Below are 21654 nucleotides of genomic sequence, written 5' to 3' on the forward strand. Positions count from 1 at the left end.
GGCTCTGGACATCCCCCTGCGTCCGGGGCGGGCTCCAGCCTGTCGTCGCGTCCGGGAGAAGGTCAACGGCTGAAGAATGCCAGACGCCTTCGGCTGAGCCGTTGTGGATCTCCATCCGAACCGTCTGATGCACGACCAGGATCGTTGCCACGACTTCGGCGGCACCGCTGCTGACTTCCATACCGAAGCCCACGAATCTCGAAGCTCGTCGCGTGCACCAGGGGGTGTGCTCCCAGCCGGCCATGGATGGCCGGCGGCCGGCCGTGGTAGCTGGACGCGGACTTCGGTCGGGAGTACATCCCCCGGTGCGCGCGACGGGCAGCGCGGAATCAAAACGGAGCACCCCACGGGCGCACGAACAGTCCCGCGATCTGCCAAGCCGGGAGTTGAAGAAGAACAAAAAAAGAGCGGGCCGAAGCCCGCTCTTTCGGTAACCCACCACCACGCGTCGACGACGCGTGGTGCGGGAATGCCGATTACTCGGCCGGCGTACCTTCGCCTTCCTCGACCGCCTTGATCGACAGGCGGATGCGGCCCTGCTTGTCGACTTCCAGCACCTTGACCTTGACGATGTCGCCTTCCTTCAGCTTGTCGCCGACCTTCTCGACGCGCTCGCTGGAGATCTGCGAGACGTGCACCAGGCCGTCCTTGCCGGGGGAGATGGTCACGAATGCACCGAAGTCCATGATCTTGACCACCTTGCCCTCGTAGATCCGGCCCGGCTCGACGTCGGAGGTGATCTGCTCGATGCGGTCCTTGGCGGCCTTGCCGGCGGCGGCGTCGACCGAGGCGATGGTGATCGTGCCATCGTCCTGGATGTCGATCTGGGTGCCGGTCTCCTTGGTGATTGCCTGGATGACCGAACCGCCCTTGCCGATGACCTCGCGGATCTTGTCGGGGTGGATCTTGATCGTGATCAGGCGCGGCGCGAACTCGGAGAGCTCCGAACGCGGCGTGCTGAGCGCCGCCTCCATCTCCTTGAGGATGTGCAGGCGGCCCTGCTTGGCCTGGGCCAGCGCGACCTTCATGATCTCTTCGGTGATGCCCTGGATCTTGATGTCCATCTGCAGGGCGGTGATGCCCTCGCTGGTGCCGGCCACCTTGAAGTCCATGTCGCCGAGGTGGTCCTCGTCACCGAGGATGTCGGACAGCACGACGAACTCGTCGCCTTCCTTCACCAGGCCCATCGCGATACCGGCGACCGGTGCCTTGATCGGCACGCCCGCGTCCATCAGCGCCAGCGACGAACCGCAGACCGACGCCATCGACGACGAACCGTTCGACTCGGTGATTTCCGAGACCACGCGGATCGTGTACGGGAACTCCTCCATCGTCGGCATCACGGCGAGCACGCCGCGCTTGGCCAGGCGGCCGTGGCCGATCTCGCGACGCTTCGGACCCATCATGCGGCCGGCTTCACCGACCGAATAGGGCGGGAAGTTGTAGTGGAACAGGAAGTGTTCCTTGTACTCGCCGGCCACGGCGTCGATGACCTGGCCGTCGCGGGCGGTGCCGAGGGTCACGGCGACGATCGCCTGCGTCTCGCCACGGGTGAACAGCGACGAGCCGTGCACGCGCGGCAGGATGCCGACCTTCGAGGCGATCGGGCGCACGGTGTCGAGCGCACGACCGTCGATGCGGACCTTGGTCCTGATGACCGAGTCGCGCATGGTCTGGTATTCCTGCTCGCTGAACTCCTTCGACAGCTCGCTCGACGTCCAGGCATTGGCCTCGGCATTGGGCGCGAGCGCCTCGAGGATCGCCTTGCGCACGCTGGAGATGGCGTCGCGGCGCTGCAGCTTGTCGCGCACCTGGAACGCCGCCGAAAGCTGTTCGCCAACGGCACTGCGGATCGCCGAGACGATGCCTTCGTTGGCGGCCGGTGCGGTCCACTCCCACTTCGGCTTGCCGGCCTCGGCAACCAGCTCGTTGATCGCCGAGATCGCGACCTGCATCTGCTGATGGCCGAACATCACCGCACCCAGCATCACGTCTTCGGACAGCACGTTGGCTTCGGACTCGACCATCAGCACCGCATTGGCGGTACCGGCGACGACGAGTTCGAGGTCGGACTCCTTGAGCTCCGACACGGTCGGGTTGAGGAGGTACTGGCCATCCTTGTAGCCGACCTTGGCGGCACCGATCGGGCCGTCGAACGGCGCACCCGACAGCGACAGCGCAGCCGACGCACCGATCAGCGCGAGGATGTCGCCGTCGATCTCCGGATTCATCGACATCACCGTGGCGATGATCTGGACCTCATTGCGGAAGCCATCCGGGAACAGCGGGCGGATCGGACGGTCGATCAACCGCGAGATCAGCGTTTCCTTCTCGGTCTGGCGGCCTTCGCGCTTGAAGAAGCCGCCCGGAATGCGGCCACCGGCGTAGAACTTTTCCTGGTAGTCGACCGTCAGCGGGAAGAAGTCCTGCCCTTCGCGGGCGGTCTTGTTGGCGACGGCGCTGACCAGCAGCACGGTGCCTTCGCACGACACCATGACCGCGCCACCCGCCTGGCGGGCGACCTCACCGGTTTCGAGCGTGACCTGGCGGCTGCCGTACTGGAAGTTCTTGGTAACTTTTGCCACGTTGTTGTGTCCTTTGACTCTTTCTTCGATGAACCGCCCGGGGCCCTTGCCCCGGCCGGGCGACCGCGTTGGGGCGGTCCTGGAGGGTGGCATCCGTCGTACGCATCCGGTGCGACGTTGCCGATGCAACAGCCCCGGCCGCGGCCGTGGATCCTGCATGTCACCGCATCCCTGCAGCGCGGTACTTTCGTGGAACCTGAAAACAAACGCGGCGCATCACTGCGCCGCGTGTGTGGTGCGATTTACCGACGCAGACCCAGTTTCTCGATCAGTGCCTTGTAGCGGTCGGCGTCCTTGCGGTGCAGGTAGTCCAGCAGGCTGCGGCGCTGGTTGACCATCTGCAGCAGGCCGCGCCGGCTGTGGTGATCCTTCTTGTGGGTCTTGAAGTGCTCGGTGAGGTGCACGATGCGCGCGGTCAGCAGCGCGACCTGCACTTCCGGCGAACCGGTATCGCCTTCGGCCCGCTTGTGTTCGTTGATGATGCTGTTGGTATCGATGGACATGGAAGCCTCGTGTCGCAAAGCCCGCAGAAGACGCGACGTGGGGACTGCGACACGGCCCGGAATGCGGCGTGGAACAGACCACGATCGACGCACCGCCAGGGCCCGCCATGGATGGAAGAATGTGAAACGCAAGCGCTTGAAAAAGCGCGCAAAATCTTACCGCGAACAGCGCCCGGCCACAACCACGCTCAACAGCGGACCACGCGACCGGGCTGGCTCACCGCCCAGCTGAACAGCCGTTGCGGATGCAGGCGGCCGTCCGCGTCGACCTCGCCCAGCCCCAATGCCCGTCCGTTCAGGTCGAACACGCCCACTTCCCCCTGCGGGTGGAATCCCCCGCTCACGGCCTGCCCGTACGACAGCGCCTGCACCTGCCGGGGATCGAGGCGGATTTCCGGCCACGCCGCCATGCCCGCCTCGATCGGCAGCAGACAGGCCTCCAGCGCTGCGCGGCCCCGCTCCGAAAGTGCCTGCAGCGCCTCGAGGGTCCACAGCCGCGGGTCGCGGAACGGGTCCACCCAGGTCCGCCGCAGTTCGGTGACATGCGCCCCGCAGCCCAGCGCCTCGCCAAGATCGCGGACCAGGCTGCGCACATAGGTGCCGGAACCACATTCGACGTGCAGTCGCAGCTGCGGCGGCACCCCCTGCAGGTCGTCCACCAGGTCGGCCGCGGACTGCAGCGCGAACAGGTGCACGTCCACCTCGCGCGGCTCGACTTCGACGTGCTCGCCGCGCCGGGCCTTGGCATACAGCGGCTCGCCGCCGCGCTTGAGCGCGGAGTAGATCGGCGGGCGCTGCATGATGCGGCCGGTCAGCGCCTGCAGTGCGGCATCGATCTCCGCCACCCGCAACGGCGGGACCGGACGCTCGCGCAGCGGCTGGCCATCGGCGTCGTCGGTGTCGGTGACCGTGCCCAGGCGGGCGACGGTGTCATAGGCCTTGCGCGCACCCAGCAGGCCACCAGCGATCTTGGTCGCCTCGCCCAGGCACACCGGCAGCAGGCCGGTGGCGAGCGGGTCGAGACTGCCGGTATGGCCGCCCTTCTCCGCCTCGAACAGCTTGCGCACCTGCTGCAGCGCCTGGTTGGAACTCAGGCCCCGTGGCTTGTCCAGCAGGAGGATGCCGTCGACCTTGCGGACACGTCTGCGCGGTTTGGACATGGGTTCGCGTCATCGCACATCGCGGCAATGCAGGGCATGCCGCGCTGCGCTTCAGTCGCCGCGCGTCCCGTCCGCGTCGTCATCGCCCTCGTCGGCGTCGACCGGCGCATCGGGAAGATCACGCAGCAGGTTGTCGATGCGCTCGCCGCGATCGACCGAATCGTCGTAGTGGAAATGCAGTTCCGGCACGTGGCGCAGCTTGACCAGCCGGGCGAGGCGGAAGCGGATTTCCCCTGCCAGCGCCTTGAGGCCGGCCATCGCCTCCTGCGAGCGCTCGGCCTGCAACGCGGTCACGAACACCTTGGCGTGCGCGAGGTCGCGGGTGACCTCGACGTCGGACACGCTGACCGACGGCAGCCCGTGCTCCGACACGGCCTGGCGGACCAGGGTGCCGAGCTCGCGACGCAGCTGGGCGGACACGCGATCGGTGCGATGGAAGGATTTGGTGGGCATGTGGAAGCTCCTGGTCAGCGGCGCGCGGACCGGCCCCGGAAGCCGCGGAACATGCGCGAACGGCACTGCCGTCGCGCTTCTTCCCGGACCTCCGGACACCGGCCCTGGCGGGCCGCGTCCGTTACAGCGTGCGCTGGACCTCGATGCGCTCGAAGCACTCGATCTGGTCGCCGGCCTTGACGTCGTTGTAGGCCTTCACGCCGATGCCGCACTCGGTATGGACGCGGACTTCGTCCACGTTCTCCTTGAAGCGGCGCAGCGATTCCAGCTCGCCCTCGAAGACCACCGTGTTGTCGCGCAGCACGCGGATCGGCTTGGAGCGCTTGACCACGCCCTCGATCACCATGCAGCCCGCAACGGCACCGAACTTCGAGCTGCGGAAGACGTCGCGGACCTCGGCGATACCGATGATCTCCTCGCGGATCTCCATGCCCAGGATGCCCGAGGCGACCTGCTTCACCTGGTCGATCACGTCATAGATGATCGAGAAGTAGCGCAGGTCGAGGCCGTTGGTTTCCACCACCCGGCGCGCGGAGGCATCCGCACGCACGTTGAAGCCGATGATCGTCGCCTTGGCGGTCGCCGCGGCGTTGGCGTCGGACTCGGTGATGCCACCCACGCCGGACACGATGATGTTGATGCGGATCTGGTCGTTCGACAGCGCGGTAAGCGCCTGCTTGAGCGCCTCCACCGAACCCTGCACGTCGGCCTTGACCACCAGGTTGAGCGACAGCTGCTGCTCGGCCTGGCCCATCTGCGCCATGATGTCTTCCATGCGGTTGCCCGCGGCCTGCACCAGGCGCGTCTCGCGACGCTTGGCCTCGCGCTGCTGGGCGACGTCCTTGGCCAGGCGCTCGTCGTCGACGACCACGAAGTCGTCGCCGGCATCGGGCACGCCCGACAGGCCGAGCACCTGCACCGGGATCGACGGACCCGCACCGTCCACGGCCTGGCCGTTCTCGTCGAACAGGGCACGCACGCGGCCGTACTGCACGCCGCACACCAGGTAGTCGCCGCGGTTGAGGCGGCCCTGCTGCACCAGCACGGTGGCGACCGGGCCGCGACCCTTGTCGAGCGAGGATTCGATGACCGTACCGGTGGCACGGCCGTCCTGCACCGCGCGCAGTTCCAGCACTTCGGCCTGCAGCGAGATCGCGTCGAGCAGGTCGTCGACGCCCATGCCGGTCTTGGCCGAAAGCTCGACCATCTGGGTCTCGCCGCCGAAGTCCTCGGCCACCACCTGGTGCTCGAGCAGTTCGTTCTTGATGCGGTTCGGATCGGCGGTCGACTTGTCGATCTTGTTGATCGCGACGATCAGCGGCACCTTCGCCGCACGTGCGTGCTGCACCGCCTCGACCGTCTGCGGCATGACGCCGTCATCGGCCGCGACCACCAGCACCACGATATCGGTGAGCTTTGCACCACGCGCGCGCATCGAAGTGAACGCGGCGTGGCCCGGGGTGTCGAGGAAGCTGATGACGCCCTTCGGGGTTTCCACGTGGTACGCGCCGATGTGCTGGGTGATGCCACCCGCTTCGCCGGTCGCGACCTTGGTCGTGCGGATGTAGTCCAGCAACGAGGTCTTGCCGTGGTCGACGTGGCCCATGATGGTGACCACCGGCGGACGCGTGGCCTGCTCGCCCTGTACCTCGGCGACATGTGCGACCAGCTCGCTCTCGGCATCGTCGGAATCGGCGCGCACGGCCTTGTGGCCCAGCTCTTCCACCACCAGCACCGCGGTGTCGTGGTCGATGGTCTGGGTGATGGTGGCCATGACGCCCATCTTGAACAGCGCCTTGACCACGTCGCCGCCCTTCAGCGCGAGCTTCTGCGCAAGGTCGGCCACGGTGATCGCCTCGCCCACGGCGATCTCGCGCACGACCGGCGCGGTCGGACGCTCGAAGCCATGCGGGCCGCCGGAGCCGCCACGCGACTGCTCGACGTTGCGGCGCGGTTTCGGCCGGCCACGTGCAGTACTGCGACGGGCACGGTCGGCCGCCGACAGATGCAGCTGGCCCGCGAACCGCGCGGTGCTGTCATCGTCCTCGACCCCGGCCACCATCGCGTGCGAACCGCGATGCGCCTTGGCCTTCTGGCCGGCGCGATCATCGCGCGCCGGTGCCGCCGGCTTGGCCGGCTGGCCATGGCCGTGCGTGGCACGACGCACCGCCGGTGCGGCATCGCCGGTCACGGTGGCGGCGGCCGCCGCGGCTTCCTTGCGCAGGCGGTCGGCTTCCGCGTCTTCCTGGCGCTTGCGCTCGGCGGCCTCGTCGGCGCGGCGCTTGTCGTCCTCGGCCAGGCGCTGCTGCTCGGAAAGGTTGCGCTGCCGCGACTCCTCCAGCTTGCGCAGGATCTCGGCGCGCTCGGCTTCCTCGCGCGACAGCCCGGACGCCGGATCGATGCCATCGCCCTTGCCGGACGGCGGGACCAGGGTCACCTTCTTGCGCACCACGACATCGACCGTCTGGCGGTTCTTGCCGCCACCGACGGTGAGTTCCTGCTTGCGGCTGCGATTGAGGGTGATCTTCTTCGGGCTGACCGCGTCCTCGACAGCCTTTTCGGACTTGCCGTGGGTGCGGCGCAGGAAGCCGAGAAGCTTCACCTTCTCGGTGCTGGTGACCACCTGGTCGGGGCTGCTGAACTTCATGCCGGCCTCGGCCAGCTGCTCCAGCAGTTTCTCGACCGGTGTATTCACCAGTGCGGCCAGCTTGCGGATGGTGGTTTGCTGCGACATTCGGTTTCCGTGTCCAATGCGGCGGCTCGGGGCCGGCGCGGATATGGGGATTCTAACGGCTCTGGCGCGTGAGGTCGGCGCGGGCCCGCCCAGCTGACTGACTGGGCGGCCTTGCGCGACCTGTCAGCCTTCCCGCTCCAGCCGCGCGATCTCCTCGGCGCGGGCCGCCAGGATCAGCACCGCGGCGCGCTCCTGGTCGAGGCCTTCGATTTCGAACTCCAGCACTTCGTCGGCACCCAGGTCGGACAGGTCCTCCGCGGTGCGCACGCCGTGCGAGGCCAGCGCATAGGCGATGGCGTCTTCCATGCCCGGCAGCTGCAGCAGGTCGTCGGACGGCGCGTTCTCGTCCAGCTCCTCCTCGACCGCCAGCGCGTCGTTGAGCAGCGCGTCGCGGGCGCGGGCGCGCAGTTCCTCGACGATGTCCTCGTCGAAGCCCTCCACCGCCAGCAGCTCGCCCATCGGCACGTAGGCGATTTCCTCGACCGTGCTGAAGCCTTCAGCCACCAGGATGCCGGCGATTTCCTCGTCGACCTCGAGCTTGTCCTGGAACAGCTGGCGGGCGGTGGCCTGCTCGGCCTCGCTCTTGGCCTGCACCTGCTCCGCGGTCATGACGTTGAGCTGCCAGCCGGTCATGCGGCTGGCCAGGCGCACGTTCTGGCCGCCCTTGCCGATCGCCTTGGCGAGGAAGTCCTCGGCCACGGCCAGGTCCATCGAATGCTTGTCCTCGTCGACCACGATCGACTGCACTTCCGCCGGCGCCATCGCGTTGATCACGAACTGCGCCGGGTTGTCCGACCACAGCACGATGTCGACGCGCTCGCCGTTGAGTTCGTTCGACACCGCCTGCACGCGCGAGCCGCGCATGCCGATGCAGGCGCCGATCGGATCGGTGCGGTTGTCATGCGCGAGCACCGCGATCTTGGCGCGATCGCCCGGGTCGCGGGCGCAGGCCATGATCGACACCAGGCCCTGGCCCACTTCCGGCACCTCGAGCTTGAACAGCTCGATCATGAATTCCGGGGCGGCGCGGCTGATGAACAGCTGCGGGCCGCGGGGTTCGCTGCGCACGTCGTACAGGTAACCGCGGATGCGGTCGCCGGCGCGCACGACGTCGCGCGGGATCGCCTTGTCCTTGGGGATGAAGGCCTCGGCGTTGCCGCCGAGATCGACGTACACGTTGCCGCGCTCCACGCGCTTGACCACGCCGGTGACCAGCTCGCCCACGCGATCCTTCCAGGCATCCACCACCTGCTGGCGCTCGGCCTCGCGCACGCGCTGCACGATCACCTGCTTGGCGGCCTGCGCGGCGATGCGCCCGAACTCGGCGTTGTCGATCTGCTCTTCGATGTAGTCGCCGACCTCGACGCCCTCGGCCTCGTCGATCGCGTCCATCAGGCGGATCTGGCGGTCGGGCGACTCCATCACCACGTCATCGGCAACCACTTCCCAGCGGCGGAAAGTGTCGTACGTACCGTCCTTGGAATCGATCGCCACGCGCGTGAGCACGTCCTGGTCGACGTAGCGCTTCTTGGCCGCAGTGGCCAGCGCCGCTTCGATCGCCTCGAGGATGACGGACTCCGGCACGCCCTTCTCGTTGGCGACCGCGTCGACGACCATCAACAGTTCCTTGCTCATTCTGTTACGCCTCTGAGATGTCTTGGATTCGTCTTCGGAGACCGGAGGTCGAGCCCCGAAGCTCCGCCAGTCCGTTCCGGACTGCCTGCCCCGTCAAGGGGCCAATGTCTGTTGTGATGCCCCGTCGCCTCAGGCGGCAGGACCGTCGCTACGCTTCTTCGCGCCACTCTTGCCGGGGCGTGCGTCGCGTCCGGACGCCTCGTCCTTCGCCGGGGCCAGCCCGAGGGCCACCCAGTCCGGCACCAGCCGCGCCTTTTCGATGTTGTCGGCCACCACTTCGAAGGGCTGCCCATCGATGTCGAACGTGATCCGCTCGTCATCCACGGACACGATGCGCCCGGTCAGCCGACGGCGGCCATTCTGCGGCAGCTTCAGCACGACCTTCGCGGTCTCGCCATTGAAGCGCGCGAACTGCGCCGCCGAGAACAGCGGCCGGTCGATCCCGGGCGACGACACTTCGAGCGTGTAGTGGCTCGTGATCGGATCCTCGACGTCGAGCTGGGCCGAGACCTCGCGACTGACCGCCTCGCAATCCTCGATCGTCACGCCGGGGCCGACGGCATCGCCTTCGCTGCCGGGACGGTCGATATACAGCCGCAGCAGCGCACTGCCCGGATTGGGCAGATACTCCGCGCCCAGCAGTTCCAGCCCGAGGGCTTCCACCGTGGGCTTCAGCAGTTCGATGATTCGGGTTGCATTGTCAGCCACGAATGCTCCGGCTCCTTTCGATCCGGTAAACGAAAATCCGCCCCTGAAACAGCCAAGGGGCCCGATGGGCCCCTTGTCCGATGACGCTGGATTTCGGTGCCGGCACACGGAGCAACGTGTACCGACTCAGCCCGATCGCGACCGGTACCGCCGGAATGCCTCCCTTGAGGACATTCCACCGACCGCGAAAAGCTGGTAGCGGGGGCAGGATTTGAACCTGCGACCTTCGGGTTATGAGCCCGACGAGCTGCCAGACTGCTCCACCCCGCAGCAGAGAAGTGAATTATGACGATCGACCGGTTTGATTGCAACCCCGGATGATCGTTTCGATGGATATATCGCGATACATCCATCACCGCGGCGCGCACCATCGATGCGGCGCCGCGGGTATTGCGGCTTACAGCGTGGCGAACGCCTGCTGGCACCAGTCCATCACCGGACTCCAGGCCAGCCCCAGCACCAGCAGTGCAAGCGCATTGACCGTGAACACCACGCGCAATGCCGTGCCGCGTCGCGGCGATGCCGGCTCGCCGACCGGCTCGTCGAAGTACATCACCTTGATCACGCGCAGGTAGTAGAACGCGCCGATCACCGCGAACACGATGGCCACGATCGCAAGCCACAGCATGTCGGCCTCGACCACCGCGCGCAGCACCGCAACCTTGGCCCAGAAGCCCAGGAACGGCGGCACACCGGCCAGCGAAGCCATGGTGATCAACACCAGGAAGGCCATCCACGGACTGCGTGCATTGAGTCCACGGAAATCGTCGATGCGATCCGCTTCGAACCCCTGGCGCGACAGCATGACGATGGCGCCGAACGCGGCCGCCGACATGATCGCGTAGCTGATCGTGTAGAACATCGCCGCGGCGAAACCGTCGGTGCCACCACCGGCAATGCCGAGGAACAGGAAGCCGACGTGGGAGACCGTGGAATACGCGAGCATGCGCTTGAGGTTGGTCTGCGCGAGCGCCACCACGTTGCCCACCGCCAGCGACGCTGCCGCGAGCACCCCCACCAGCAGCTGCCAGTATTCCTGCATCGGGCCGAGGCCGCCTTCGAACAGACGGAAGGCCATGCCGAATGCGGCGAGCTTGGGTGCCGAGCCGATGAAGATCGTGATCGGCGTGGGCGCACCGTGGTAGGTGTCCGGCAGCCACATGTGGAACGGCGCGGCACCGAACTTGAACGCCACGCCGACCACCACGAACACCATCCCGGTGAGCAGCAGCGTGTGGTCTTCCCCGGAGACGCTGGCCGCGGCCTCGCGGATTCCGTCCAGCGCCAGCGTGCCGGTGGCGCCATAGACCAGCGACAGGCCGTACAGCAGCAGTCCGGACGCAAGCGAACCCAGCACGAAGTACTTCATGCCCGCTTCCGAGGCCTGCGGGCTGTCACGATCGGTGACCACCAGCGCGTAGGAGCACAGCGCCAGCAGCTCGAGGCCGAGGTAGAGCATGGTCAGGTTGCCGGCCGAGACCAGCAGCATCATGCCGACCGTGGCGAACAGCATCAGCACCATCATCTCGCCGCGGTACAACCCCCGCTCGCGCATATACGACCAGCTGTACGACGCGGCCAGCGCGGCCACCACCAGGATGGTGAACTTGAGGACGTCCGAGACCGTGTCACGGATGAAGACGCCTTCCATCACTTCGCCCTGCCCGCCGATGCCGAGCGCGACGGTGAGGGCCGCGACCAGCAGCGTGGCGATGCCGAGGGACTGGGTGACGATGCGCTGGCGGTCCGACAGGAACAGGTCGAGCATCAGCAGGGCGAAGGCGCCGAACACCACCACCAGCTCGGGAGCCAATGGCGCGAACTCGGCGAAGGTGCGGACGGGAGGCGTCATGGTGGCGACGGTCATCGCGGGTCTTTCCTCAAAGCTTGGTGGCGGTGAGCAGGTCCGCCAGTTGCGCGATGGACGGCTCCATCAGGTCGGTGAGCGGCTTGGGGTACACGCCGATCGCCAGCACGAAGATGGCGAACACGCCGAGCACCAGCGCTTCGCGCTTGTTGATATCGGTCAGCGCGGCGACATGCGCGTTGGCGACTTCGCCATACAGCGTGCGCCGCACCAGCCACAGGCTGTAGGCCGCACCGATGATCAGGGTCAGCGCCGCGGTGAAGGCGATCAGCGGATGCGCCTGGAACGAGGCCATCACCACCATGAACTCGCCGACGAAGCCCGACGTGCCCGGCAGGCCGGAGTTGGCCATCGCGAAGAACACCATGAACGCCGCGAACCACGGCATCACGCTGGCGACGCCGCCGTAGTCACGGATCATGCGCGTGTGCATGCGGTCGTAGACCACGCCGACGCAGGAGAACATCGCGCCGGAAATGAAGCCGTGCGAGATCATCTGCACCATCGCGCCCTGCAGGCCCAGACGTGCCGCATCCGGGTTGCCGGTGTCGCGGATCAGGGTGAAGGCGATGAAGATGCCCAGCGTCACGAAGCCCATGTGCGAGATCGACGAATAGGCGATCAGCTTCTTCATGTCCGCCTGCACCAGCGCGACCATGCCGACATAGACGATCGCGATCAGGCTCGCCGCGATCACCAGCCAGGCCCACTCATGGCCCGCGTCGGGCGTGATCGGCAGGCTGAAGCGCAGGAAGCCGTAGCCGCCGATCTTCAGCATGATCGCCGCTAGGATCACCGAACCACCGGTGGGCGCCTCGACGTGGGCGTCCGGCAACCAGGTGTGCACCGGGAACATCGGCACCTTGACCGCGAACGCGATCAGGAAGGCGAAGAACAGCCACATCTGCTCGGTGGCGTTGAGCGGCAGCGCATACAGGTCGGGCAGCTGCCAGCTGCCGCCCTTGAGGTACAGGTACACCAGGCCGACCAGCATGAAGACCGAGCCGAGGAACGTGTACAGGAAGAACTTCATCGCCGCGTACACCCGGCGCGGGCCGCCCCAGATGCCGATGATGATGAACATCGGGATCAGCATGCCTTCGAAGAACACATAGAACAGCAGCGCGTCGACGGCGGCGAACACGCCGATCATCATGCCCTCGAGGATCATGAACGCCGCGAAGTAATGCGCGACGCGCTTGTCGATCGAGCCCCACGCGCCGATCAGCACCAGCACCGTGGTGATCGTGGTCAGCACGATCAGGGCGATCGAGATGCCGTCCGCGCCAAGGTGGTAGCGGATGTCGTAGGCGGGAATCCACTCCCGGTGCTCGACGAACTGCAGTCCGGCTGCTGCGCCGTCGAAGCCGGACAGCAACAGCAGGCTGGCCGCGAGCGTGAGCACGGCGAAACCGAGCGCCACCCAGCGGGCGGTGTTCGGGCGCGCGTTGCCGCACAGCAGGGTCAACACGCCGCCGAGGATCGGCAGCCAGATCAGAAGGCTGAGGAGGGGCCAGTTCGCCACGTTTCTTTATTCCGTATGGTGTTGCGTCAGCGCCAGTGGAAGATCAGCACGGCCAGCAGAGCAATCAGGCCGAGAATCATCGCGAAGGCGTAGTGGTAGAGATAGCCGGACTGCAGGCGACGGGTCACGCTGGCGACCAGGTCGACCACGCGCGCGGCGCCATTGACGAACAGGCCGTCGATCAGCTTCTCGTCGATCTTGCGCGAACCCTGGCCGAGCACCAGACCGCCGCCGGCGAACCCGTCGATCCACAGGTCGTCGGCCCAGTACTTCTTCTCCAGCACCCGGATCGGCAACGCGAACATCCGCGCGGCCCTAGCCGGGAGATCGGTGCGCCAGACGTACATCAGGGTCGCGAGCAGGAAGCCCGCCAGCATCAGCCAGAAGGTCGGGACCTTGAAGCCATGCACGGCGTAGGCGACCGGCCCGTGCCAGAGGGTGTCCTTGAGCTGCAGCACGGTGTCACGCGCAGGCGCCAGGTCGATCGCACCGAGGAAGAACGGCAGCTGCTCCGTGTGGCCACTCCAGTCGGTCCCGAACAGCATCGGGCCGACGGTGAAGAAACCGATCGCGATCGACGGGATCGCCAGCAGCACCAGCGGCAGCGTCACCACCCACGGCGATTCGTGCGGCTCATGCGGGCCATGGTGATCGTGATGGCCGTGGCCGTCATCGTGCAGCGGCTCGTGCAGGGTCTGCTGGCCGTGCTCGTCCTTCGCGGCCACCGGATGCGACGGCGTGGCGTGGCGGAAGCGCTCCTCGCCGAAGAAGGTCATGTACAGCAGGCGGAAGCTGTAGAAGCTGGTGACGAAGGCGCCCAGCAGCACCGCCCAGTAGCCGTAGGTGCCGACCCAGCCCATGCGCTCGGCGGCGTGGCCGGCGGCCTCGATGATGGTGTCCTTCGAGTAGAAGCCCGACAGGAACGGCGTGCCGACGAGCGCGAGCGTGCCGATCACGCTGGTCCAGAAGGTGACCGGCATGTACTTGCGCAGGCCGCCCATCTTGCGCATGTCCTGCTCGTGGTGCATGCCGATGATCACCGAACCCGCGGCGAGGAACAGCAGCGCCTTGAAGAACGCATGGGTCATCAGGTGGAAGACCGCGGCGGAATACGCCGACACGCCCAGCGCCACCGTCATGTAGCCCAGCTGCGACAGCGTCGAATAGGCGACGACGCGCTTGATGTCGTTCTGCACGATGCCGATCAGGCCGGTGAAGAAGGCCGTGGTCGCACCGATGAAGAGGATGAAGGCCAGCGCGGTATCGCTGAGTTCGAACAGCGGCGACATGCGCGCCACCATGAAGATGCCCGCGGTGACCATCGTCGCGGCGTGGATCAGCGCGGAGATCGGGGTCGGGCCTTCCATCGAGTCCGGCAGCCACACATGCAGCGGCACCTGCGCCGACTTGCCCATCGCGCCGATGAACAGGCAGATGCAGATCAACGTTGCCACCGACCATGGATAGCCCGCGAAGACCTCCACCACCTGGCCGCCACCGACGCGATCGGTGGCGTTGGCGAACACGGTGGCGTAGTCGAGCGTGCCGAACCAGTACAGCACGCCGGCGATGCCGAGCAGGAAGCCGAAGTCACCGACGCGGTTGACCAGGAACGCCTTCATGTTGGCGAACACCGCGCTCGGTTTCTTGAACCAGAAGCCGATCAGCAGGTACGACACCAGGCCCACCGCTTCCCAGCCGAAGAACAGCTGCAGGAAGTTGTTGCTCATCACCAGCATGAGCATCGAGAAGGTGAACAGCGAGATGTAGCTGAAGAACCGCTGGTAGCCCGGATCCTCGTGCATGTAGCCGATGGTGTAGATGTGCACCAGCAGCGACACGAAGGTCACCACCACCATCATCATCGCGGTGAGGCGGTCGATCATGAAGCCCACGTGCGCCGAATAGCTGGCCACGTCGAACACCGTGTAGATGTTCTCGTTGTACGGCGCGGCGCCCTGCAGGAGCTGCCAGAGCACGTAGCACGACAGCACGCAGCTCGTGGCGACGCCGAGGATCGTCACGCTGTGCGCGCCGGCACGGCCGACCTGCCGCCCGAACAGGCCGGCGATGATCGAGCCGAGCAGCGGCGCGAGCACGATGATCAGCAGGTGGGTTGTCGAAATTGCCATCTGGATATCCATTGACCGGGTCGCGCCGGGGCGGACCGTTACAGCCGTTCGGGTGACATGCGTCGCCGTGTGTCACCGCGTCGAAAATCGCGTGTGGTGCGTGCCATCCATGGCGGTACTGCGCGGGCTCCGGAGAGTCCGGCCCGGCCATCCATGACCGGGCGTTGGCGGCAGCGCGAGCCCAGGCTCGCAAGCGCTGCCGCTTACCCCTTCAGCGTGTCGATATCGGCCACGTTGATGGTGTTGCGGTTGCGGAACAGCGTGACCAGGATCGCGAGGCCGATCGCGGCCTCCGCCGCCGCGACCGTGAGGATGAAGAACACGAAGACCTGGCCGCTGGCATCGCCGAAGTGCCGCGAGAACCCGATGAAGTTGACGTTCACCGCCAGCAGCATCAGCTCGATCGACATCAGCAGCACGATCACGTTCTTCCGGTTGAGGAAGATGCCGGCCACGCTGATGCAGAACAGCACCGCGCCGAGTGCGAGGTAATGGCCCAGCGCCAGCCCTTCTCCGAACAGACTCATGCCTGGCCCTCCCCGTCCTGACCCTGGGTCACGGCAGGCGCCTGCGGACGCACCGCGTCCATCTTGATGATCCGCACGCGGTCCGAGGCGCGTACCGCGGCCTGCTCGGCCGGGTTCTGCCTCTTCACGCCGACGCGTGCGCGCAGGGTCAGCATCACCGCGGCCACCACCGCAACGGTCAGGATCAGCGCCGCGATCTCGAACGGCAGCAGGTAGTCACGGAACAGCGTGTGCGCGACCCAGGCGGTATTGCCCAGCCCCGCCGCTTCCGCTGGATCGACGCCGAACGGGGTCACCCGCGAGCCGATGCCGATCAGCGTGAGCACCTCGGCCAGCATGACCACCGCCACCACCAGCCCGATCGGCAGGTAGCGCACATAGCCCTGGCGCAGGGTGGTGATGTCGATGTCGAGCATCATCACCACGAACAGGAACAGCACCATGACCGCGCCGACGTAGACCACCAGCAGCGCCACGCCAAGGAACTCGGCGCCGGCGAGGATCCAGGTACCGGCCGCGCTGAAGAAGGTCAACACCAGGAACAGCGCGGCGTGGACCGGGTTGCGGACACTGATCACCGCCACCGCCGACATCACGGTGATCGCGGCAAAGCCCAGGAACGCGAGAAGAATGAAATCCATGGCTTACCTGTAGGCGGCGTCGGTGGCGCGGCGCTCGGCGATTTCCGCCTCGAGCCGGTCACCCAGTGCGAGCAGCTGCGGCTTGCTGACGATGTTCTCGCCGCGGTTCTCGAAGTGGTACTCGTGGATGTGCGTCTCGACGATCGAATCGACCGGGCAGGATTCCTCGCAGAACCCGCAGTAGATGCACTTGAACAGGTCGATGTCGTAGCGCGTGGTGCGGCGGGTGCCGTCCTCGCGCTGCGCCGAGTCGATGGTGATCGCCAGCGCCGGGCACACCGCCTCGCACAGCTTGCAGGCGATGCAGCGCTCCTCGCCATTGGGATACCGGCGCAGTGCATGCAACCCGCGGAAGCGCGGCGACTGCGGCGTCTTCTCCATCGGGTACATCAGCGTGTACTTGTCGCGCCAGAGGTACTTGAAGGTCAGCCTCATGCCGCCCAGGAGTTCCAGCAGCAGCAGGCTGCGGAAGAAATTGCCAACGCGGCTCATCGCTGTACGCCCTCCAGCACCCCGAAATACGCCATCAGCGCAGTGACCACGATCCAGGCGATGCTGACCGGGATGAAGACCTTCCAGCCCAGACGCATGATCTGGTCGTAGCGGTAACGCGGGAACGACGCGCGGAACCAGATGAAGCAGCTGGCGAAGAAGAACATCTTGGCGAACAGCCACCACCAGCCATCGCCGAGGATCGTCGACAGCACCGGCACGTCGGGGATCCACGCCGCCGGGATCGGCGACAGCCAGCCGCCCAGGAAGAACAGCGTCGTCAGGATGCTGACGAGGATCATGTTCGCGTACTCGGCCAGGAAGAACAGCGCGAACGCCGAACCCGAGTACTCCACCATGTGGCCGGCCACGATCTCCGACTCGCCTTCCACCACGTCGAACGGCGAACGGTTGGTCTCGGCCACGCCGGACACGAAATAGATCACGAACAGCGGCAGCAGCGGCAGCCAGAACCAGCCGAAGAGGCCGTTGCCGGTGGACTGCGCCATCACGATATCGGTGAGGTTGAGGCTGCCGGCCGCGATCAGCACGCCGACCAGCGCGAAGCCCATCGCGATCTCGTAGCTCACCATCTGCGCGGCCGCGCGCATCGCGCCGAGGAAGGCGTACTTCGAGTTGGTGGCCCAGCCGGCGAGGATGATGCCGTACACGCCCAGCGAGGTCATCGCCAGCAGGTAGAGCAGGCCCGCGTTGGCGTTGGACAGCACCAGCTGGTAGTCGAACGGCACCACCGCCCACGCCGCGAACGCAGGCGCGAGGGTGATCAGCGGTGCCAGCACGTACAACGCGCGATGTGCGTTGGTCGGCTGGATGACTTCCTTGAACAGCAGCTTGAAGACGTCGGCGAACGCCTGGAACACGCCCATGCCGACATACATCGGCCCGTGGCGCACGTGCATCCAGCCGATCAGCTTGCGCTCCCACACCACGTAGAAGGCCACCGCGATGATCACCGGCATGGCGATCGCGAGGACCTTCAGCACGATCCACAGCACCGTGCCGATCGCGCCCAGCGAGAACAGCGCCTCGCGCAGCGGACCGAACACCTGCTGGAGCAACTCTGCCGTCGTCATGCCGGCACCACCTGTACGTTGCCGGCCGTCAGCGCTGCAGTGGCGCCATAGCCGCTTTCGACGAAGACCGCGCCGGGTGCGACCTGGTCGCTGACCGTGACCTGCAGGGTCGCGGTGCCGGCATGGTTGGAGACCCTGGCCATCGCGCCGTCACCGACGCCCAGCGCGCCGGCATCGGCCGGATGCACCACGATGCGCGGGCCGAGCGTCAACGGATGGGCCTGCAGCGCCGGTGCACGCCGGACCATCGCGTCGCTGCGGTAGATCGCCGGTGCGACCGCGAGTTCGAGGCCACCGTCCACCTGTGGGGCCTGCCCCGACTGCACGGCGACCTGGCGCGGCTGCATCGACGCACGCAACGGCGCGATGTCGATGAATTCGAAACCTTCGAGTCCAAGCTCGCCGCCGAGCGCGCGCAGCACGCGCCATCCGGCACGCGCCTCGCCCGGCAGCCGGCCGGCGGGAACCGCCCGCTGGTCGATGCCTTCAAGGTTGGTCAGCGTGGCCTCGATCTCGGGCAGCGCTCCAATCGGCAGGATCACGTCGGCGACGGCACGCGTGGAGGCGCAGGCGAACTGGCTGAACGCCACCACCTGTGCACCCTTGAGCGCCTTCAGCGCGAGCGCCTGGTCGGCGAAGTCCAGCCCCGGCTCGATGCCGTACAGCACGTACGCGGAGCGTGTGTCGCGCAGCATCGCCTGGGCATCGCGCGAGGTTGGCAGTACGCCGTGGCGGCCCAGGCCCAGCGCATTCGCGCCCTGCGGGATGCGGCACAGCGCAGCGCCATGGGCGCTCGCGAAGCGTTCCGCAGCGGAACGGATCGCGCCTGCGTGCGCACCGGCCTCGGCCAGTGCGCCCACGATCACCACCATCCGCTCGCCCTCGCCTACCGCCGCGGCGAGATCGGTGCCACCAAGGGCCGCGGCGATGCGCGACGGCGCGACGATCGCCTTGGAGGCGACGTCGAAGGTGAAGTCGAAATCGACCGGGTTGACGACGTGCACGCGCGCACCCTTGCGCCATGCCTGGCGCACGCGGTGGTGCAGCAGCGGCACTTCGTGGCGCAGGTTGGAGCCGACGATGACGATCGTGCCGGCGTTGGCGATGTCCGCCACCGGCATCGCGAACGGCGCGGCGACGGCGTCGCCGGACATGTCGCGCTGGCCGATGCGGTGGTCGAGGTTGCCGGTGCCGAGGCCTTCGGCCATGCGGGCCAGCAGCGCGCCCTCTTCGTTCGAGGTCGACGGATGCACCAGCATGCCGAGGTCGTCGGCGGCGTTGTCACGCAGGATCTGCGCGGCACGCGCGAGCGCCTCGTCCCACGAGGCCGCGCGGAAGTCGTCGCCCTCGCGGATCAGCGGCTGCACGGCGCGGTCGTCGGCGCCGAGGCCCTGGTGCGAATAACGGTCGCGATCGGACAGCCAGCACTCGTTGACGGTCTCGTTGTCGCGCGGCACCGCGCGCAGCACCTCGCCACGGCGCGCGTGCAGGAACAGGTTGCTGCCCAGTGCATCGTGGTAGCCCAGCGATTCCCTGGCGACCAGTTCCCACGGGCGTGCACGGAAGCGGAACACCTTGTTGGTGAGCGCGCCGACCGGGCATACGTCGATCACGTTGCCGGACAGCTCGGTGGTCAGCGGCTTGCCGTCATAGGTGCCGATCTGCAGGTTCTCGCCACGGCTCATGCCGCCGAGCTCGTAGGTGCCGGCGATTTCCGCGGTGAAGCGCACGCAGCGCGTGCACTGGATGCAGCGCGTCATCTCGGTGGCGACCAGCGGACCGAGGTCCTCGTCGGGCACCACGCGCTTGCGCTCGACGAAGCGGCTTACCGAGCGGCCATAACCCAGCGACAGGTCCTGCAGTTCGCACTCGCCGCCCTGGTCGCAGATCGGGCAGTCGAGCGGATGGTTGATCAGCAGGAACTCCATCACGTTGCGCTGCGACTTCAACGCCTTGTCGCTGCGGGTGACGACCTTCATGCCGTCCATCACCGGCGTGGCGCAGGCCGGCGCCGGCTTCGGCATCTTCTCCACCTCGACCAGGCACATGCGGCAGTTCGCCGCGATGGCCAGCTTGTCGTGGTAGCAGAAACGCGGGATCGGGATGCCGGCCTTGTCGGCGGCCTGGATGATCATCGAGCCCTTCGGCGCGGCCATCTCGACACCGTCGATGAAGACGGTGACGTGGTCGGGCGGCAGGTTCGGGTTCACGGGCTGCGCGCTCATGCGGCCACCGCCTTCGGCACCACGGTGCCATTGCGCTGGTCGTCGACCAGGAAACGCCGGTTCACGATCGCGTACTCGAACTCGTCCCAGTAGTGGCGCAGGAAGCCCTGCACCGGCCACGCGGCGGCCTCGCCGAACGCGCAGATGGTGTGGCCTTCGATCTGCCCGGCCGCGGCCCGCAGCATGTGCAGGTCCTCAACGGTCGCGGTGTGCTGCGCGATGCGGGTCAGCATGCGGTACATCCAGCCGGTGCCCTCGCGGCAGGGCGTGCACTGGCCGCAGGATTCCTGGTAGTAGAAACGCGCGATGCGCTGGCAGGCGCGCACCATGCAGGTGGTGTCGTCCATCACGATGACCGCGCCCGAACCCAGGCCGGAACCGGCCTTCTGGATCGAGTCGTAGTCCATCGTCAGGCCCATCATGATCTCGCCCGGCAGCACCGGCATCGACGAACCACCCGGGATCACGCCCTTGATGGTGCGACCCGGACGCATGCCGCCGGCGATTTCCAGCAGCTCGGAGAACGGCGTGCCGAGGCGGATCTCGTAGTTGCCCGGACGCGCCACGTGGCCCGACACCGAGAAGATCTTGCAGCCGCCGTTGTTGGGCTTGCCGAGGTTCATGAACCACTCGGGGCCGTTGCGCACGATCGCCGGCACCGAGGCGTAGGTTTCGGTGTTGTTGATCGTGGTCGGCTTGCCGTACAGGCCGAAGTTGGCCGGGAACGGCGGCTTGTAGCGTGGCTGGCCCTTCTTGCCTTCCAGCGACTCCATCAGCGCGGTCTCTTCACCGCAGATGTAGGCGCCAGCGCCGAGCGCGTTGTGGATGTCGATGTCGATGCCGGAGCCGAGGATGTCCTTGCCCAGCCAGCCGTTGGCGTACGCCTCGGCGGTGGCTTCCTCGAGATGCTCGAACGGCTCGTGGTGGAACTCGCCACGCAGGTAGTTGTAGGCAACCGACGAACCGGTGGCATAGCAGGCGATCGCCATGCCCTCGATCACCGAGTGCGGGTTGTAGCGCAGGATGTCGCGGTCCTTGCAGGTGCCCGGCTCGGACTCGTCGGAGTTGCAGAGGATGTACTTCTGCATGTCGCCCTTGGGCATGAAGGACCACTTCAGTCCGGTCGGGAAGCCCGCGCCGCCACGGCCGCGCAGGCCCGACTGCTTGACCATCTCGATGACGTCGGCCGGCGGGATCTTCTCGGTGAGGATCCGGCGCAGCGCCTGGTAACCACCGGTCTTGAGGTAGTTCTCGTACGACCACGGCTTGTCGAAGTGCAGCGTCGTGTAGACGGCCTGGTGCTCCTTCGGCGCGGGGCCGACGGGCCCGTAGCCTTCGGAGACGTGGGTGTGTTGATGCGCCATGCCTGCGTC

The 21654-nt window shown here is 66.9% G+C and carries 16 protein-coding genes and 1 tRNA gene; all 17 read right to left on the reverse strand.

From position 1 onward, the window contains the following. Nucleotides 1-476 precede the first annotated feature (476 nt). Complete coding sequence (gene pnp / locus E5843_RS08725; protein WP_141065922.1) at nucleotides 477-2585, reverse strand: polyribonucleotide nucleotidyltransferase; 2109 nt, start codon at nucleotides 2583-2585, stop codon at nucleotides 477-479. Nucleotides 2586-2827: 242 nt separating this feature from the next. Then, nucleotides 2828-3088, reverse strand: a complete 261-nt coding sequence (rpsO, locus tag E5843_RS08730; protein ID WP_134673612.1) for a 30S ribosomal protein S15 — start codon at nucleotides 3086-3088, stop codon at nucleotides 2828-2830. Nucleotides 3089-3276: 188 nt separating this feature from the next. Further along, a complete protein-coding gene (gene truB, locus E5843_RS08735; protein WP_136412434.1) occupies nucleotides 3277-4248 on the reverse strand; it encodes a tRNA pseudouridine(55) synthase TruB in 972 nt (323 codons plus the stop codon). Between the two features lie 51 nt (nucleotides 4249-4299). Then, on the reverse strand, nucleotides 4300-4701 hold the full coding sequence (gene rbfA, locus E5843_RS08740) for a 30S ribosome-binding factor RbfA (protein WP_136412435.1): 402 nt from the start codon (nucleotides 4699-4701) through the stop codon (nucleotides 4300-4302). A 121-nt stretch (nucleotides 4702-4822) separates the two neighbouring features. Continuing rightward, nucleotides 4823-7435, reverse strand: a complete 2613-nt coding sequence (infB, locus tag E5843_RS08745) for a translation initiation factor IF-2 (RefSeq protein ID WP_134673615.1) — start codon at nucleotides 7433-7435, stop codon at nucleotides 4823-4825. A gap of 123 nt (nucleotides 7436-7558) precedes the next feature. After that, nucleotides 7559-9070: a transcription termination factor NusA gene (gene nusA / locus E5843_RS08750; protein ID WP_134673616.1), complete on the reverse strand. Its 1512-nt coding sequence runs from the start codon at nucleotides 9068-9070 to the stop codon at nucleotides 7559-7561. Between the two features lie 129 nt (nucleotides 9071-9199). After that, nucleotides 9200-9778, reverse strand: coding sequence for a ribosome maturation factor RimP (gene rimP, locus E5843_RS08755; RefSeq protein WP_136412437.1), 579 nt, complete (start codon nucleotides 9776-9778; stop codon nucleotides 9200-9202). Between the two features lie 193 nt (nucleotides 9779-9971). Then, nucleotides 9972-10048: transfer RNA gene (locus E5843_RS08760), tRNA-Met, on the reverse strand. Nucleotides 10049-10175: 127 nt separating this feature from the next. Continuing rightward, nucleotides 10176-11645, reverse strand: a complete 1470-nt coding sequence (nuoN, locus tag E5843_RS08765; protein ID WP_134673618.1) for an NADH-quinone oxidoreductase subunit NuoN — start codon at nucleotides 11643-11645, stop codon at nucleotides 10176-10178. Nucleotides 11646-11658: 13 nt separating this feature from the next. Then, nucleotides 11659-13170, reverse strand: coding sequence for an NADH-quinone oxidoreductase subunit M (locus E5843_RS08770; RefSeq protein WP_134673619.1), 1512 nt, complete (start codon nucleotides 13168-13170; stop codon nucleotides 11659-11661). Nucleotides 13171-13196: 26 nt separating this feature from the next. Continuing rightward, nucleotides 13197-15302, reverse strand: coding sequence for an NADH-quinone oxidoreductase subunit L (gene nuoL, locus E5843_RS08775; protein WP_425478386.1), 2106 nt, complete (start codon nucleotides 15300-15302; stop codon nucleotides 13197-13199). A gap of 203 nt (nucleotides 15303-15505) precedes the next feature. Then, nucleotides 15506-15829 (reverse strand): NADH-quinone oxidoreductase subunit NuoK, encoded by a 324-nt coding sequence (gene nuoK, locus E5843_RS08780; RefSeq protein ID WP_100322423.1) that lies wholly within the window; start codon nucleotides 15827-15829, stop codon nucleotides 15506-15508. Continuing rightward, nucleotides 15826-16470, reverse strand: a complete 645-nt coding sequence (locus E5843_RS08785; protein ID WP_141065923.1) for an NADH-quinone oxidoreductase subunit J — start codon at nucleotides 16468-16470, stop codon at nucleotides 15826-15828. Before E5843_RS08785 ends, nuoK begins: the two co-directional genes overlap by 4 nt. A 3-nt stretch (nucleotides 16471-16473) precedes the next feature. Beyond that, a complete protein-coding gene (nuoI, locus tag E5843_RS08790) occupies nucleotides 16474-16962 on the reverse strand; it encodes an NADH-quinone oxidoreductase subunit NuoI (protein ID WP_134673621.1) in 489 nt (162 codons plus the stop codon). Next, a complete protein-coding gene (nuoH, locus tag E5843_RS08795; RefSeq protein WP_136412439.1) occupies nucleotides 16959-18056 on the reverse strand; it encodes an NADH-quinone oxidoreductase subunit NuoH in 1098 nt (365 codons plus the stop codon). The genes nuoI and nuoH overlap by 4 nt, the downstream gene beginning before the upstream one ends. After that, a complete protein-coding gene (gene nuoG, locus E5843_RS08800; RefSeq protein ID WP_141065924.1) occupies nucleotides 18053-20281 on the reverse strand; it encodes an NADH-quinone oxidoreductase subunit NuoG in 2229 nt (742 codons plus the stop codon). The genes nuoH and nuoG overlap by 4 nt, the downstream gene beginning before the upstream one ends. Beyond that, nucleotides 20278-21645 carry an NADH-quinone oxidoreductase subunit NuoF gene (gene nuoF / locus E5843_RS08805; protein ID WP_134673624.1) on the reverse strand — a complete coding sequence of 456 codons (1368 nt, stop codon included), beginning with the start codon at nucleotides 21643-21645 and terminating at the stop codon, nucleotides 20278-20280. Before nuoF ends, nuoG begins: the two co-directional genes overlap by 4 nt. Nucleotides 21646-21654 lie beyond the last annotated feature (9 nt).

The sequence above is a fragment of the Luteimonas yindakuii genome (assembly GCF_004803715.2).
Lineage (GTDB): Bacteria > Pseudomonadota > Gammaproteobacteria > Xanthomonadales > Xanthomonadaceae > Luteimonas > Luteimonas yindakuii.